The sequence below is a fragment of the Neoroseomonas rubea genome, assembly GCF_016106015.1.
In the GTDB taxonomy this organism is placed as follows: Bacteria; Pseudomonadota; Alphaproteobacteria; order Acetobacterales; family Acetobacteraceae; genus Neoroseomonas; species Neoroseomonas rubea.
Window position 1 is genome coordinate 1 of record NZ_JACADQ010000005.1, and the last position, 17,143, is coordinate 17,143.

At 70.1% G+C, this 17,143-nt stretch carries 8 protein-coding genes and 1 pseudogene; 4 read left to right on the top strand and 5 right to left on the bottom strand.

Annotated features, from left to right (window positions below):
• On the top strand, positions 1-1,867 hold a 1,867-nt coding region (locus HW577_RS01375), incomplete at its 5' end, for a cellulose synthase subunit BcsC-related outer membrane protein (RefSeq protein WP_232474594.1).
• On the opposite strand, the gene HW577_RS01380 is transcribed toward HW577_RS01375, so the two are convergent.
• From HW577_RS01380 to rutA, 5 genes and pseudogenes are all read right to left on the bottom strand, one after another.
• Positions 1,849-2,778, bottom strand: coding sequence for a polysaccharide deacetylase family protein (locus tag HW577_RS01380; protein ID WP_198374259.1), 930 nt, complete (start codon positions 2,776-2,778; stop codon positions 1,849-1,851). The two genes, HW577_RS01375 and HW577_RS01380, sit on opposite strands and share 19 nt — an antisense overlap.
• On the bottom strand, positions 2,775-3,686 hold the full coding sequence (locus tag HW577_RS01385) for a polysaccharide deacetylase family protein (protein WP_198374260.1): 912 nt from the start codon (positions 3,684-3,686) through the stop codon (positions 2,775-2,777). The genes HW577_RS01380 and HW577_RS01385 overlap by 4 nt, the downstream gene beginning before the upstream one ends.
• 4 nt (positions 3,687-3,690) lie before the next feature.
• The gene (locus HW577_RS01390; RefSeq protein ID WP_332837318.1) at positions 3,691-4,248 is read right to left on the bottom strand and encodes an isochorismatase family protein; all 558 of its coding nucleotides are present in this window, start codon (positions 4,246-4,248) and stop codon (positions 3,691-3,693) included.
• Positions 4,202-5,335 (bottom strand): annotated as a pseudogene (locus HW577_RS01395) (ABC transporter ATP-binding protein). The gene HW577_RS01390 and the pseudogene HW577_RS01395 overlap by 47 nt, the downstream one beginning before the upstream one ends.
• A 121-nt stretch (positions 5,336-5,456) precedes the next feature.
• Positions 5,457-6,533 (bottom strand): pyrimidine utilization protein A, encoded by a 1,077-nt coding sequence (rutA, locus tag HW577_RS01405; RefSeq protein WP_198374264.1) that lies wholly within the window; start codon positions 6,531-6,533, stop codon positions 5,457-5,459.
• Positions 6,534-6,778: 245 nt separating this feature from the next.
• On the opposite strand from rutA, the gene HW577_RS01410 reads away from it, so the two are divergent.
• The 3 genes from HW577_RS01410 (at position 6,779) to HW577_RS01420 (ending at position 17,129) form a co-directional block, all read left to right on the top strand.
• A complete protein-coding gene (locus tag HW577_RS01410) occupies positions 6,779-8,914 on the top strand; it encodes a peptidase domain-containing ABC transporter (protein ID WP_232474595.1) in 2,136 nt (711 codons plus the stop codon).
• Between the two features lie 65 nt (positions 8,915-8,979).
• On the top strand, positions 8,980-10,305 hold the full coding sequence (locus HW577_RS01415; protein ID WP_198374265.1) for an HlyD family type I secretion periplasmic adaptor subunit: 1,326 nt from the start codon (positions 8,980-8,982) through the stop codon (positions 10,303-10,305).
• A 170-nt stretch (positions 10,306-10,475) separates the two neighbouring features.
• The gene (locus HW577_RS01420; protein WP_198374303.1) at positions 10,476-17,129 is read left to right on the top strand and encodes a hypothetical protein; all 6,654 of its coding nucleotides are present in this window, start codon (positions 10,476-10,478) and stop codon (positions 17,127-17,129) included.
• Positions 17,130-17,143: the final 14 nt, after the last annotated feature.

Here is a 17,143-nt window from a genome sequence, read left to right on the forward strand (position 1 = left end):
AGCCTTCGGCCGCATCGGCGATGCCCGCGGCGCGGAGGAGGCGGCGCGCGTGGCGCTCGCTGTCAACCGCGCGCCATCGGCCCCGGCACGGCTCGCCATCGCCGGCGCGCTGCTGGAAGCCGGCCAGGAACAGATGGCGATGACGCTGGTGCGCGGCGTGGAGGGCGACCCCTCCCTGCCCGCCGACAGCCGCCGCCAGGCGGAGGCGCTGCTGGCGGGGATCGCCGTGCGCGGCGCAGACCGCGCGAACGAGGCCGGCGACCAGGCGACGGGCTTCGAGCGACTGCGGCCGGCCCTCGCGCGCAATCCGCAGGATCCGGCGGCGAACATGGCGCTCGCGCGGCTCTATGCCGGCGCGCGGCGGCCGGAGGAAGCGCAGCAGATCGCCGAGAGCGTGCTCGCGCGCGATCCGCGCAACCTCGAGGCGCGGGCCGGCGCCGTCGATGCCGCGATCGCGGCGCGCGACTACCGCCGCGCCGAGGCGCTGGTCGATGAGGCGCGCGTGCTTGCACCCAACGAGGCGCGCGTGTCGCTGATGCAGGCCCGCCTGGCACGCGCGCGCGGCGACGAGCGCGGCGCGCTGCGCGCGGCGCAGCTGGCGCAGGAACAGCGCAGCGCGCAGATCGGCCAGGTGGTACCGATATCCTACACGCCGGGCGGCATGGCGAGCGCCAATCCGTTCCGCAGCGCCGGGGTGACGGTGGGCGCGCCGGCGTCGCGCGACCCGCTCTCGGCCGAGATCGCGCGGGAGGTGGAGCGGGCGCGCGAGGCCGCCTCGACCCGCTTCGTGGTGTCGCCGACGATGCGCGGCCGATCGGGCACCAATGGCCTCGACCGGCTGGAGGAAGTGTCGATCCCGCTCGAGGCGTCGCTGTCGCCGCGGGGCGTTGGCGGGCGGCTCGCCGCGAACGTCACGCCGGTCTCGATCAGCACCGGCACGCTGCCCGGCGACCTGACGTCACTGCAATCCTTCGGCGGCAATGCGGTCGCCTTCCCGGGCAACATGCGCCGGCCGCTCGATGACTCGGCGAGCGGCGTCGCCCTCGGGCTCTCCTACCAGCGCGACTGGTTCCGCGCCGATGTCGGCAGCACGCCGCTCGGCTTCCGGACGCAGAACGTGGTGGGCGGGGTCGAGGTGGCGCCCGGGCTCGGCGGCGGCTGGCGCGTCCGCATGACCGGGGAACGCCGGGCGGTGACGGACAGCCTGCTGTCGTGGTCCGGCGCGCGGGACGGGCTGACCGGCCAGACCTGGGGCGGCGTGGTACGCACCGGGGGCCGCGCGCAGGTGGAGTATTCCCAGGGCGCGGCGACTTTCTATGCCGGCGGCGGCTACTCGATCTTCCAGGGCGAGAACGTGCGCGACAACGCACGGGTCGAAGCCGGCGCCGGGATGAACTACGCGGTGCTGCGCCGGCCGGACGAGCAAGTGACGGTCGGGCTCGACCTGGTCTACTTCGCCTATGACGAGAACCTGCGCTTCTTCTCGCTGGGCCATGGCGGCTATTTCAGCCCGCAGAACTACACGGCGGTGAACGTACCGGTGGATTGGCGGGCACGGTCGGGGGACTGGTCGTGGAGGCTTGGCGGTTCGGTCGGCTACGCGGTGTGGTCGGAGGACCGCGCGCCGGTCTTCCCGAACGATCCGGGCCTGCAGGGCGCGCTTGCCGCGCGAACCGGACAGGACCCGCGCATCCAGGCCTTCTACGCCTCACAGAGCGAGGCCGGGCTGATCGGCAGCGTGCGCGCCGACATCGAATACGCGATGACGCCGGAACTCGCGCTGGGCGCGACCTTCCGCTACGACCGCTCGGCCGATTGGAACGAGGGCCGCACCGGCGTCTATGTCCGCTACCGGCTGCCGGAATAGGCCGCCAGGATCTGCGACGCCGTGGCGGGCCAGACCCCGCCACGGGCAAGGATGGCATCGAGCATCCCCGCGAAGGCGCCGATGCGATGCGCCTGGCCCATCAGCCAGGGCGTGACCGAAAGTGTCAGGATGCGTCCCGAGCCCGTCGCCGCGGCCTCGGCATCCAGCGCCGCATGCGCGGCGAGGATGGCGGTGACGTAGTCCTCGGTTGCCATGTTCTGCTGGTGCAGCATGCGCTGGTCGGACAGGTCCTGCGGCAGCGGCATGGCCATCATCGGCCCCGCTTCGGTCGCGAATTCGTAGGGCAGGTCGTCGTTCACCCAGCCGCTGGTCCAGGCGAACCCCGCCTTCGCGACCAGGTCGGGCGTGCGGTGGGATTCGGAATGCGCCGGTGAATGCCAGCCGCGCAGCGCATCGCCGAAGCGGGCGCGGAGAAGGCCGGTCGCTTCGGTGATCCAGGCGGCTTCCTCGGCCTCCGCCACCTGGCCGTGATGGATATGAGCCATGTCGAGGCCGGCACAGGCAGGTTCCCAGCCGGCTGCGGCGATATCATTCATCAGCACCGGGTATTCGCGCGCAAGCGTGGCGCTGATCAGCGCCGTGGCCGGCAGGCCGCGCGCCGCCATCGCCTTCATCATGCGGTAGATGCCGATGCGGTTGCCGTAGTCCCGCTGCGTGAAGTCCCAGAAGGAGGGATAGGGACGTTCCATCCCGCCCGGCGCGACGACGGGCTTGAGCGGCATGTCCATCGGGAAATGCCCGAGATGGACCGCGATCCAGAGCGCCACGCGCGCCCCGCCCGGCCAGGCCAAGGGGGTGGTCCGGGGCAGGATGCGATAGGGATACCGTGCATGGTCCATCCCGCGCCGGCGGTGCGGATAGACGAAGTAGTCGGGCGGAAGGCCGGTCATGGCGTGCCCTCCACGATCCAGGCCTCATGCGCGGCGAGGTGATGGTCGATGTAGTGCTGCGCGATCTCCCGCCCCGTCGCGAGCCAGACCTTGTCGTGCGCGGTGATGTGGCGCAGCACGTCGTCGAGCGCTGCGATCCGGTGCGGCTGGCCGATCAGGAAGGGGTGCAGCGGCAGGCAGAGCACGGTGCCGCTCTCCTCCCCTTCCTCATACAGCTGGTCGAACTGCGCCTTGCAGATGGCGGCGTAGCGCTCGGGCGGCGTATTGCGCATCACGAGCAGCGGCACGTCGTTCACCTCGAGCGAATAGGGGATGGAGACGAGACGCTTGCCCGACCGGGTTCGGATCGGCGTCGGCTGGTCGTCGTGCAACAGGTCGAGCGTGTAGAGGATGCCTTCCTCGGCCAGGATGTCCTGCGTCGTTTCGTCGTTGGAAATCGCCGGCGTCAGCCAGCCATCCATGGACTGGCCGGAGGCGCGCAGGATGGTCTCCCGATTCTCCCGGATGACGTCCCGCTGCTGGTCCTCGCTCATGCCGTAGAAGTAGCGCGTGTTGTAGGTGCCGTGGCTGAACAGTTCCCAGCCCAGCTCGCAGCAGCGCTCGATGATCTCGGGGTAGTGGTCGCAGACCGCGACGTTGAGCGAGACGGACCCGCGCACGCCGTGCCGCGCCATGACATCCGCCATGCGCCAGAAGCCCGCGCGGTTGCCGTAGTCCCGCCAGGAATAGCCTAGGATGTCGGGCACCGGCCGCGGCCAGGGCATGCGGCGCGCGTTGGGCGGCGGGTCGTATTCGTAGTGCTCGATATTGGGGGCGACCCAGACGGCGATGCGCGCGCCGCCGGGCCAGGTGATGCGCGGCCGGCGCCGCCAGGGCATGTAGGCGTAGTGGCCGGGGGTCTTCAGCATAGCGTCAGCCCTCCAGGCGCGGGATGGCGGCCAGGACCTCGGCCACCGGCAGCACATCCGCGTATTTCACCGCCATGTCGTAGAGGTTCGCGAAATGCGGGCCTTCATGGCGGTCGGCCACGCATTCCTCCGGCACGATCATGCGGTAGCCGCAGGACAACCCGTCGACCACCGTCGCACGTACGCAGCCGGAGGTCGACCCGCCGGTGACGATGACGGTGTCCGTGCCGTGGAAGGTCAGCAGGGAGCGCAGGTTCGTCTCGAAGAAGGCGCTCGCCATGCGCTTGTTGATCAGGATGTCGGAGGCCGCGCGGTCCGTCCGCGGGTCGAGTGCCGCGCGCGGCGAGCCTTCCTTGATGTTCTGCAGGCTGTCCGGCGTGTCGGAGCGCGTGCCCCAGACGCCGCAATCCTCGCCCGAGCGCAGGTAGGAGACATAGGTCCAGACGACCGGCCAGCCCCGCGCGCGGAAGGCGTGGGCGAGCGCGTTGATGTGCTCGATCTGCCGCGGGTCGGTCTCATAGGCGGTGACGTAAGTCTGTGGCTGGGTGTAGGCGCATTGCACGTCGATGTTGATCAGCGCGGCGCGCCGGCCGAAGCCGAAGCGCCGGCGCGTGGGTGCGGCCTTCATCTCGGCGTAGAGCTGCCGCGCCGTCTTGCCTTCCTCGATCACGCTGTCCCCTCCGCTCAGGCGGCGAGGAATTCGTTCCACTTCTCCGTGTAGTATTCAAGGTTGGATGGGCGCGTGTTCCAGACAAAGACGCGTTGGGAACGATCCTCGAGCGACCCGCCGTCGCGCCCCTCCCCGCCATCGTGGCGACGGAAGGCGCCGAAATACTCGACCGTGGTGCAGCGAACGACGATGCGTTGGGCAGGTCGGTCTCGCCCTCCTCCATCCGCTCGGCGCGAACCGAGAAGGAAACGTCGCTGCCTGGGGCGGGCGCGCCACCGATGAACGGCACGAGGAAGCGGCCATCCGCGGTCTCGACCGGCAGCACCCCGCCCTGCGTCGCGCCCGCCGTGCCGCGCAGTACGTTGTTGCCCTGGATGAAGCCCGCGACGAAGGCGGTGCGGGGGCGCGCGAGCAACTCCTCGAGCGGGCCCTGCTGGTCGATCCGCGCATGGTTCATCACGACGACGTGGTCGCCGAGCGAGAAGGCATCGTTCTGATCATCCGTCACCCAGATGAAGGAGATATCGGAGCGCTTCTGCAGCGCCTTTAGCTCCAGAATCACCGCCTCGCGCAGCGCGTAGTCGAGCGCGCCGATCGGCTCGTCGAGCAGCAGGATGCGCGGCTCGGTGATCATGGCGCGCGCGAGAGCCACGCGCTGCTTCTGCCCGCCCGAAAGCTACGCCGGGCGGCGGTCGGCCAGATGCGCGATCTCGAAGGCCGCGAGCAGCTCGGCCACGCCCTTGGCGATCCCGGCGCCTGGCTTCTTCAGCATCTCGAGCCCGAAGCCGACCTGCTTGGCGACGCTCAATTGCGGGAACAGCGCGAAGTCCTGGAACATCATGGCGATGTCGCACTTCCAGGGCGGATCGCCGGTCACTTCCCGCCCGGCGATCAGGATGTCGCCCTCGTCAGGCTCCTCGAGACCCGCGACGCAGCGCAGCGTCGTCGTCTTGCCGCAGCCGGAGGGCCGAGCAGGCAAACGAACTACCCCTTCTCGACCTTGAGCGACACGTCGTCGACGGCGAGGAAGCTGCCGTATCGCTTGCGGATGCCGCGCAGCTCCAGGTCGAGCTGCGCGATCATCGGCCCCTCGGGCATCGTCAGGCCGCCTCGGCGACCGGCAGGCGCGATGTCATAAGCGGCATGATGCGCGTGCCGAACTGCTCCATCCCGACGAGGTAGTCATCGAAGGTGAGCATCACGCCGGCCAGTCCGGGAATGGCGGAAAGCTCGTCCATCTGCCGCGCGATCGTCTCGTAGGAACCGATCAGCCGCAGCATGTTGGTGGGCACGCGGTCGGAGCGGACCATGCGGCCGACCGTCGAATGCGCTTCCGCCTTCACGTCCGCCGCGGCCTGGCCGTCGCGCCAGGCCAGCGCCTCGATGTCGGTGCCTTCGACGTAATGGTTCCACTTGGCCATCGCGGCGTCGTCCGTCTCGTCGGCAATGATCATCATCAGCAGCATCGCCTCGCAGGACCGCCCGGCGGCGGCGTTGGCGGCGAGCAGGCGCTCGGTGTGCGGCGCCACCTGGGCGACGTCGTTGATGCCGCCCACGCTGATGAAGTTGTAGTCGGCGTATTCGGCCGCGAACTTCATGCCGCGGTTGGACTGCCCCGCCGAGATGATGTCGACCTTGGCGGACGGCGTCGGCGCGACGCGGCAATCGGTCATCTGGAAGAACTCGCCCTTGTGGTCGGACACGCCGTCGTCCCAGAGGTCCTGCAGGATCGACGCGTATTCCTCGGCGTATTCGTAGCGGCGCGCGAAATGCGCCTCGCCAGGCCAGATTCCCATCTGCTCGTACTCGGCCTTCTGCCAGCCGGTGACGATGTTCACGCCGAAGCGCCCGGGTGCGATGGCGTCGATCGTCGTCGCCATGCGCGCGATCAGCGCCGGCGGGATCGAGAGGATGGCGACCGAGGCAAAGAGCTTTATGCGCGTCGTGACCGCCGCGAGGCCGGCCATCAGCGTGAAGCTCTCCAGGTTGAAGTCCCAGTAGCGGCTTGGGCCGCCGAAGCCGCGCAGCTTGATCATCGACAGCGCGAAATCGAACCCGAAGCGCTCCGCCTTGAGCGTTACCTCTCGGTTCAACTCGAAGGTCGGCATGTACTGGGGGGAGGTGGTGGAGATCAGCCACCCGTTGTTCCCGATGGGAAGGAAGACCCCGAGCTTCATCGCCGTCTCCACGATCCGAAGGCCTCAGGCTAGGTCCCTGTGAGCGTGCGCAGCAATCATCTCGCCATCAGAATTTGCGTAATTTTTCATCTTTTGAGTCGGCACTGGTGATTTTTCGCTCTTCTTCGGCGCCAATGCCTAGATTCTGAACATTCGCGCCGACCGGATAGGCCAAGCGCCCCGGCTTAACGCGACCGCAAGGGTGCTCCGGTACATTTCGCCCCCTATCCCCGGCGGAACGCATCTTGGCGCCAGAACTGACAGCCCTGCGGAGCCTCTTCCTGATCGCCATGCACCACGGGTTGCAGATGGCACCGGACGAGCTGCCGACGGCCCAGGGGCCGGACATGCTGCCGGCCGTGCTCGGCTCCATGCGCCGGCTCGGGCTGAAGGCGCGCGCGCTGTCGCATTGCTCCTGGGACAAGGCGACGCGGCTTGGCAGCGCCTATCCCGCGCTCGCCGTGCGCCGCGACGGCTCCTGGGTCATCCTGGTGCACGTCGTCCCCGGGCCGGACGGGGAACTCGCCGCCGCCGTGCTCGACCCGGCGGAGGAGGCGGAAGGCGTCCGCCTGGTCCCGCGCGATCGCTTCATGGCGGAATGGTCGGGCACGCTGATCCTCTGCCGCCGCGCCACCGCGCTGGCGGAAGACGACCGCCCCTTCGGCTTTTCCTGGTTCCTGCCGGAAATCGCCCGCCACCGACGCTTCTTCACCGGCGTCGCCATCGCCGCGGTGCTGTCGAACCTGATCGCCTTCGCCATCCCGCTGTTGTTCCAGGTGCTGATCGACAAGGTGGTGGCGCACCAGGCCTGGCAGACGCTCTATGTGGTCGTCGCCGTCTTCATCGTGCTCGCCCTGTTCGACGGCTTCTTCACCTATGCCCGGCAAAGGCTGATGCTGCTGGCATCGAACAAGGTCGATGCGCGGCTCGGTGCGCGGACTTTCCGCCACCTGCTCTCGCTGCCCCTGTCGTTCTTCGAGACGCATGCGGCGGGTGTGGTCGTCCGCCACATGCAGCAGACCGAGAAGCTGCGGCATTTCCTCACTGGCCGGCTGTTCCAGACGCTGCTGGACGCGGCGTTGCTGCCGGTCCTGCTTGTGCTGCTCGCGATCTACTCGGGCGTTCTGACGCTCGTGGTGCTCGGCTTCTCACTGGCCATCGCGGTGGTGATCGGCGCCATGGTGCCCTCCTTCCGCGGCCGGCTGAACGGGCTCTACGCCGCCGAAGGCGCGCGCCAGGCGCATCTGGTCGAGACGCTGCACAACATGCGCGCGGTCAAGTCCCTGGTGCTGGAACCGGTGCGCCAACGCGCCTGGGACGGGCAGGTAGCGACCGCGGTGCGCGCGCATGCCGATGTCGGCCGGATTTCCGCCTTCGGCTCGGTCGCGACCGGCGTGCTGGAACGGCTGATGCAGATCACCGTGCTCGGCCTGGGCGCGGCGCTGGTGTTCGAGGGCAGCCTGACCGTTGGCGCGCTGGTCGCCTTCACCATGCTCTCGGGCAAGGTGACGGGGCCGCTCGTGCAGATCGTCACGCTGATCAACGAGTACCAGGAAGCGGCGCTGTCGGTGCGGATGCTCGGCACGGTGATGAACGCCAAGCCCGAGGGACGCGCGAAGGAACGTCTCGCGCGCCCGCCGCTGTCCGGCGCCATCCGCTTCGAGGACGTCACCTTCCGCTACCCCGGCGCGGCGAGCCCCGCGCTCGACCGCGTCTCCTTCACCGTGGAACAGGGCCAGATGATCGGCGTGGTCGGCCGTTCGGGCTCCGGCAAGACCACTGTCACGCGGCTGATCCAGGGCATCCACGCGCCGCAGGAAGGGCTGATCCGCTTCGGCGAGGCGGATATCCGCACCATCGACCTCGAGCACCTGCGCCGCCATGTCGGCGTGGTGCTGCAGGAGAACCTGCTCTTCCGCGGCACGCTGCGCGACAACATCGCCGCCGCCCGCCCCGACGCCCCGCTGCCGGAGGTGCTGGAGGCCGCCCGGCTGGCCGGCGCGCAGGAATTCATCGAGCGCCTGCCCATGGCCTACGACACCATGGTCGAGGAAGGGGCTTCCAACTTTTCCGGCGGCCAGCGCCAGCGCATCGCCATCGCGCGCGCCCTGCTGACGCGCCCGCCGCTGCTGATCCTGGACGAGGCGACCAGCGCGCTCGACCCGGACAGCGAGGCGATCATCCAGGCGAACCTCGCCGAGATCGGCCGCGGCCGGACGATGGTCATCGTCTCCCACCGCCTGTCCTCGCTCGTGCGGGCGGACTCCATCCTCGTGCTCGAGCAAGGTCGCGCGGTCGACTTCGCCCCGCATGACGTGTTGCTCGGACGCTGTGACGTCTATCGGCACCTATGGCACCAGCAGACCCAGCACCTGCGCTAGCCGCCCGGACACGGCGCAGCGAACGCGGCGCGCCGCCGCGGCGCGACCCCGCGGTCGCGCCGCCCGTGGCCGAGGCCGTGCCGTTCCAGGACGAGCTCGAGGCGCTGATCGCCGAGCCGCCGCCGCGCATGTTGGGCGGCATGCACTGGGTCGTCGCCGCCATGTTCGCGGGGCTCGTCGGCATCGCCGGCGTTGCGAAGGTCGACATGGTCGTCTCGGGCACCGGGCGGCTCGCGCCCGATGCCCCGCCAATCGTGCTGCAGCCGATCGAACGCGCCGTGATCAGGGAAATCCGCGTCCGTCCTGGCGAGGTGGTGCGCCAGGGCCAGGTGCTCGCCGTGCTCGATCCCTCTTTCGCCGAGGCCGATCGCGCCGCGCTGTCGGGCCAGCGGCGCGCGATCGCCGCCCAGCTCGGCCGCATGGAGGCGGAGCTCGCCGGCCTGCCGCCGCCCGCCGGCGAGGACCGCGACGCGCTGATCCAGGCCAGCCTGCACGCGCAGCGCCAGGCCTTCCTCGCCGCGCGGCTCCGCGCGCTCGACGAGGAGATCCGCGGCCAGGAAACCGCGATCCGCACGCTCGAGGAGAACGACGTCGCGTTGGCCGAGCAGGTGACGATCGCCCGCGACGTGGAAGCGCTGCGCGCGCGGCTGCTCGAAGGGCAGATCGGCTCCCGCCTGCAGTTCCTGGAGGCACGCGCCCGCCGCCTGCAGGCGGAACAGCAGCGCGACCAGGATCGCGGCCGGATGCAGGAGTTGCGGCACGCGCTGGAATCGAAGCGGTCGGAGCGACAGGGGTTCCTGGACGATTGGCGTCGCCAGATCCTAGAGGAGGTGGCGCGCCTGCGCGGCGAGCTCGCGCGTGTCGAGGAAGCGCTGACCAAGGCGACGCGGCTGGCCGAGCTCACGGTCGTCACCGCGCCGGCCGACGGCACGGTGCTGGAGGTGGCACGCCGCTCCGTCGGCTCAGTGATGCGCGAAGCGGAGCCGCTGGTCAGCCTCGTGCCCGCCGGCGCGCCCCTGATCGCCGAGGTGACGCTGCGCTCGGCCGATATCGGCCACGCCCGCGCCGGCGACCCGGTGGTGGTGAAGATCGACGCCTTTCCCTTCCAGCGGCATGGCCTGCTGACCGGCCGCCTGCGCGCCATCGCGCAGGAATCCGGCCCGCCACGACAAGGCGCCGAGGGACCGGAACCAGGGCAGATGTCGGGCGGCGCGGTGCATCGCGCCCAGGTCACGCTCGACGCGCCCGCGCTGGTCGGCCTGCCGGAAGGCGCCGCGCCGACCCCCGGCATGACGGTGACGGCGGAAGTGCGCGTCGGCACGCGCAGCGTCCTGTCCTACTTCCTCTCGCCGGTGCTGCGCGGCGTTCAGGAGAGTCTCCGCGAACCGTGATCTGTCGCGGGACGTCAACTTTCCTCCTCTTAACTGTTGCTCAAGTACACCGCCCGCATCCTTCGCCAGAGACGCCGTGCCGACAGAAGGTCCTGGCACGTCTTGGCGTCGCTGCCCGCATGGCGGGCACAGCGGTGCCCGCACGACGCTAAACCGGCTTGGAGCCAGCGATGACCGTGATCTCCTCCCTGACGACGACGCAGATCCAGGGGCTGACCACCACCACGATCGCCGGCCTGACGACGACCGCCATCCGAAGCATGGCGACAACGCAGATCGCGGCGCTGACGACGACCCAGGTCGCGGTGCTGCGAACCTCCCAGATCGCCGCGCTGAGCACGACGCAGGTCGGCGCGCTCGAGACAACGGACCTCGCGGTGCTGAACAGCACGCAGGTGCGCGGACTGACCTCTGCCCAGATCGGCGCCCTCTCAACCACGCAGGTCGACGCCTTGACGACCACGCAGGTGGGCGCGCTGACCGCCACGCAGCTGCGGGGCATGGAAACGTCCGACATCGCGGCGCTGTCCACGACCCAGGTGGGCGCCTTCAGCACGACGCAGGTCGCGGCGCTGACCAGCGCCCAGCTCCGCGCGCTGGAGACGACCGACCTCGCCGCGCTGAGCACGACGCAGATGCGTGGGCTCACCTCGACGCAGATCGCCGCGCTGACGACGACCCAGGTCGGCGCCCTGACCACGACCCAGGTCGGCGCGCTCGGCACCGACCAGGTGGGCGGGCTGAGCTCGACCTCGATCTCGGCACTCACCACCACCCAGCTCGGGGCCCTGACCAGCACGCAGGTCGGCGTGCTGACCACCGCGCAGCTGCGTGGCCTCGACACGACCGACATCGCGGCGCTGACGACCACCCAGGTGGCCGGGCTGCGCAGCGGCCAGGTCGCCGGCCTGACGACGACCAGCATCGCCGCGCTCGAGACGACCGACCTCGCTGCGCTGACGACGACCCAGCTGCAGGGGCTGACCTCCACGCAGACGGCGGCACTTTCGACCACCCAGGTCGCGGCCCTCACCTCGACGCAGGTCGCCGGCCTCTCCTCCCGCCAGATCCCGGGCTTCGGCACGGACGACATCGCGGCACTCAGCACGACGCAGGTCGCGGCACTCGGCTCGGCGCAGGTGGCGGCGCTGAACTCGACCCAGGTCCGCGCGCTGGAGACGACCGACCTCGCCGCGCTCAACACCACGCAGATCCGCGCGCTCGGCGCGACCGCGATCGGCGCGCTGACGACCACGCAGGTCGAGGCACTCACGACGACCCAGATCGGCGCGCTGACGACGACGCAGACCGCGGCCATCACCTCCTCCGGCATCGCGGCGCTGACGACGACGCAGATCGGAGCGCTGTCCAGCACGCAGGTCAATGCGCTTTCGACGACGCAGCTGCGAGGTCTTGAGACCGCGGACGTGGTGGCCCTGACCACTACCCAGGTGGCGGGCCTGCGCAGCAATCAGCTGGCCGGACTGACCACGACCCAGGTCGCGGCGCTGGAGACGACCGACCTCGCAACGCTCAATACCACACAGATCCGCGGCCTGACCTCCGCCCAGATCGGCGCGCTGAGCACGACCCAGGTCGCAGCGCTGACGACGACCCAGCTTGGCGCCCTGACGGCGACGCAGATCCTCGGCCTCGAGACGACCGATATCGCCGCGCTCAACACGACGCAGGTCGGCGCGCTCACGACGACGCAGATCGCGGGACTGACCAGCGCGCAGCTCCGGGCGCTGGAGACGACGGACCTCGCCGTCCTCACCACCACCCAGATCCGTGGCCTTACCTCCACCCAGCTGTCCGGCCTGACCACGACGCAGGTCGCGGCGCTGACCACCACCCAGATCGGCGCCCTGACCACGGCGCAGGTACCGGGGCTGAACTCGACCGCCATCGGCGCGCTTGACACGACGCAGCTCGGCGCACTGACGAGCACACAGGTGGGCGTGCTGACGACCGCGCAGCTCCGCGGGCTTGAGACGACCGACATCGCCGCCCTGACGACGACTCAGATCGCCGGACTGCGGACGGGCCAGATCGCCGGCCTCACCACGACGCAGGTCGCAGCGCTCGAGACGACCGATCTCGCCGCGCTGAACACCACCCAGCTCGCGGGCCTAACCACCGCGCAGATCGTCGGCCTGTCCACGACGCAGGTCGGCGCGCTGACCACGACTCAGCTGCGCGGCCTGTCGAGCCGGCAGATGCAGGCCTTCGAGACCGCAGACATCGCCGCATTGACCACCACGCAGGTCGATGCGCTGACCACGACGCAGGTTGCGGGCCTGACGAGCACCCAGGTCGCGGCGCTCGAGACGACCGACCTCGCGGTCCTCGGCACCACGCAGATCCGGGTCCTGGCGCCAACCACCATCGCAGCGCTGACCACGACGCAGATCGACGCCCTGACGACGACGCAGATCGGCGCGCTCGCGACCGGCCAGGTCGCGGCGCTGACCACGACGCAGGTCGCGGCACTGACCACCACCCAGATCGGCGCCCTGACGAGCACCCAGATCAACGCGCTGACGACGACGCAGCTGCGCGGGCTCGAGACCACCGACATCGCCGCGCTGACCACCACGCAGGTCGCCGGGCTGCGCAGCGCGCAGCTGGCCGGCTTGACGACGACCCAGATCGGCGGGCTGGAGACGACCGACCTTGCCGTCCTCAACACGACACAGATCCGCGGCCTGACCTCCGCCCAGCTCGGTGGCCTGACCACGACGCAGGTCGCGGCCCTGACCACGACGCAGATCGGCGCCCTGACGGCGACGCAGGTCGCCGGCTTCGACACGGCGGATATCGCGGCGCTCAGCACGACCCAGGTGGGCGCCCTGACCACGACGCAAGTCGCCGGCCTGACCAGCGCGCAGCTGCGGGCGCTGGAGACGACCGACCTCGCTGTCCTCAACACCACGCAGATCCGTGGCCTTACCTCCACCCAACTGGCCGGCCTGACCACGACACAGGTCGCCGCGCTCACCACGACGCAGATCGGCGCCCTGACCACGGCGCAGGTGCCGGGCCTCAGCTCCACCGCGATCGGTGCCCTCGACACGACGCAGCTGGGCGCCCTGACCAGCACTCAGGTGGGCGTTCTGACAACGGCGCAGCTCCGCGGCCTTGAGACCACCGACATCGCCGCGCTGACCACCACGCAGGTGAGCGGGCTGCGCAGCAGCCAGGTGGCCGGCCTGTCCACGACCCAGGTCGCGGCGCTGGAGACGACCGACCTCGCCACGCTGACCACCACGCAGCTGGGCGGGCTTGCAACCAACCAGATCGCGGCGCTCTCCACGACCCAGGTCGCGGCGCTGACCACCACCCAGATCCGTGGCCTGTCCAGCCGCCAGATCCAGGCCTTCGAGACCGCGGACATCGCTGCCCTCACCACGACGCAGGTCGATGCCCTGACCACGACACAGGTCGCCGGCCTCGTCAGCACGCAGGTCGCGGCGCTGGAGACGACCGACCTCGCCGTGCTGACCACGACCCAGATCCGGGCGCTCGGCGTCACCACCATTACCGCGCTCAGCACCACACAGGTCGATGCGCTGACCACGACCCAGGTCGGCGCGCTGACCACCGCCCAGGTGGCGGCCCTGACCACGACGCAGGTCGCGGCGCTGACCACGACGCAGCTCGGCGCCCTGACCAGCACGCAGGTCAATGTGCTGACAACGACGCAGCTGCGCGGACTCGACACGACCGACATCGCGGCGCTCAGCACCACGCAGATCGCGGGGCTGCGTAGCGCCCAGATCGCCGGTCTCGCCACCACGCAGGTCGCGGCGCTCGAGACCACCGATGTCGCAGCCCTGAACACCACGCAGATCCGCGGCCTCGGCACCTCCCAGGTCGGCGCCCTGACCACGACGCAGGTCGCGGCCCTCACCACGACGCAGGTCGGTGCCCTCACCTCGACCCAGGTGGGCGGCTTCGACACCGCCGACATTGCGGCGCTCAGCACCACCCAGGTGGGTGCGCTGACGACCGGGCAGATCATCGGCCTGTCCACGACGCAGCTGCGGGCGCTGGAGACGACGGACCTCGCCGTCCTGACGACGACGCAGGTGCGCGGCCTGACCTCCTCCCAGATCAGCGGCCTGACGACGACGCAGGTCGCGGCACTCACCACGACCCAGATCGGCGCGCTGACCACGACCCAGGTCCTCGGTCTGACGTCCAGCGCCATCACAGCGCTGGAGACCACGCAGCTCGGCGCCCTGACAAGCACGCAGGTCGGCGCGCTGACCACGACGCAGCTGCGCGGACTCGAGACCACCGACATCGCCGCCCTGACGACGACACAGGTTGGCGGGCTCGGCTCGGCCCAGGTCGCCGGCCTCTCGACCATTCAGGTGGCGGCGCTGGAGACGACGGATGTCGCCGCCCTCAACACGACCCAGATCGGCGGACTGACGACGACGCAGGTCGCGGCGCTCTCCACGACGCAGGTCGGCGCGCTGACCACGACGCAGATCCGCGGGCTGTCCAGCCGCCAGATCCAGGCGCTGGAATCGGCGGACATCGCCGCGCTGAGCACGACCCAGGTCAGCGCCCTGACCACGACGCAGGTCGGCGCGCTGGCGACCAACCAGGTCGCTGCAATCGAGACCACCGACCTCGCCGTGCTGACCACGACGCAGATCGGCGCCCTCGGCGGTTCCGCGATCGCGGCACTGACGACGACGCAGGTCGATGCGCTGACGACGACGCAGGTCGCAGCACTCAACACCACGCAGGTCGCCCGCCTGACGACGGCGCAGGTGTCCGCGCTCACGACCACGCAGCTGGCCGCGCTGGCCAGCAGCCAGGTCGGCGCGCTGACCACGACGCAGCTGCGGGCGCTGGACACGACGGACATCGCGTCGCTCTCCACGACCCAGATCCGCGGTCTTGCCTCGGCACAGATCGGCAGTCTTGCAACGACCCAGGTGGGTGCGCTGGAGACCACGGATGTCGCGGCGCTCGCCACGGCGCAGATCCTCGGTCTCGGCTCGAGCCAGATGGGCGGCTTCAGCACGACCCAGCTGGGTGCGCTGACCACGACGCAGGTGAATGCGCTGAACTCCTCCCAGCTGTCGGGCCTGACGACGACGCAGGTGGGGGTTCTGACGACCACGCAGATCGGTGCCATCGGGACCACGGCGCTGCGCGGCCTGACCAGCGCACAGGTTGGCGCCCTTACCACGACGCAGGTCGGCGTGCTGACGACGACCCAGGTCGGCGCCCTGACCGCGACCCAGATCCTGGGACTGGAGACGGCCGACATCGCAGCCTTCTCCACCACCCAGATGGGGGCCTTCAACACCACGCAGCTGGACGTGCTCAACACGACCCAGGTCCGGGCGCTGGAGACGACAGACCTCGCGGTGCTGAACACCACACAGATCCGCGCGCTCAACCAGGATCAGGTCGGGGCACTGACCACGACACAGGTCGAGGCCCTGACCACCACCCAGGTCGGTGCGCTCAGCACGACCCAGGTGGTCGGCTTCTCCTCGACGCAGGTCAGCGCGCTGACCACGACGCAGATCGGCGCGCTGACGAGCACCCAGGTGGGCGCGCTCAGCACGACGCAGCTGCGCGGGCTCGATACGACGGACATCGCGGCGCTCACCAGCACGCAGGCCACCGGCCTGACCTCGGTGCAGCTCGGATCCTTCGCGACGACGCAGATCGCGGCGCTCGAGACGACCGACCTCGCCGCGCTCGGCACGGTGCAGATGCGCAGCCTGACCAGCACGCAGATGGCGAGCCTGACCACCACCCAGGTGGGTGCGCTATCGACGACCCAGCTGCTCGGACTGAACACGACGCAGATCGCGGCACTGACCACGACGCAGCTGGGTGCGCTCAGCACCACGCAGGTGGGCGGGCTCGGCACCACCCAGGTGCGCGGCCTGACCACGGCGCAGGTGGCGGCGCTGACCACGACGCAGATCGGCGCCCTCAGCACGACGCAGGTCGCGGCCCTCTCCTCCACCCAGATCGTGGGGATGGAAACGGTAGACCTGGCCGCGCTGACGACGACGCAGGTCGGCGCGCTGACGCGGACCCTGGTCGGCGCCTTGACCACGTCGCAGATGCGGGCGCTGGAGACGACGGACCTCGCCGTCCTCAGCACCACGCAGATCGGCGGGCTCGACCAGGCGCAGCTTGGGGCCCTGACCACGACGCAGACCGGCGCGCTGACCACGACCCAGCTCGCCGCGCTGACCACGACGCAGGTGCCGGGGCTGACCACGACCCAGGTCGGCGCACTGACCACGACCCAGATCGGTGGGTTCGGCTCGACCCAGATGGGCGGGCTGACCACGGCGCAGTTGGCCGCGCTCAGCACGACGCAGGTCGCAGCACTCACCACCACGCAGGTGGCCGCACTCGGCACAGGCCAACTGCCGGGGATGGAGACGGCGGACGTCAATGTCCTCTCCTCGACCCAGATCCGCGCGCTGTCCTCAAGCCAGCTGGCCGCGCTGACGACGGAACAGGTGGTCGCGCTGACCACCACGGCGATCGCCGGCCTGTCCACGACCCAGCAGGTCGGTCTCGAAACGGGCCAGGTCGCGGCGCTGAACACCACCCAGGTGGTTGCGCTGAGCACCACCTCGATCGCGGCGCTCACCACGTCGCAGATGGGCGGGTTCAGCACGACGCAGATCGCCGCCTTCAGCACGACGCAGGTCGCCGCGCTGGAAACGGCCGATATCGCGGCCCTGACCGACACCCAGGTGGCGGGCTTCTCCTCCACCCAGATCGGGGTGATGACCAACGATCAGGTAAACGCCTTGTTTACCTGAGGCGTGCTTCGCTG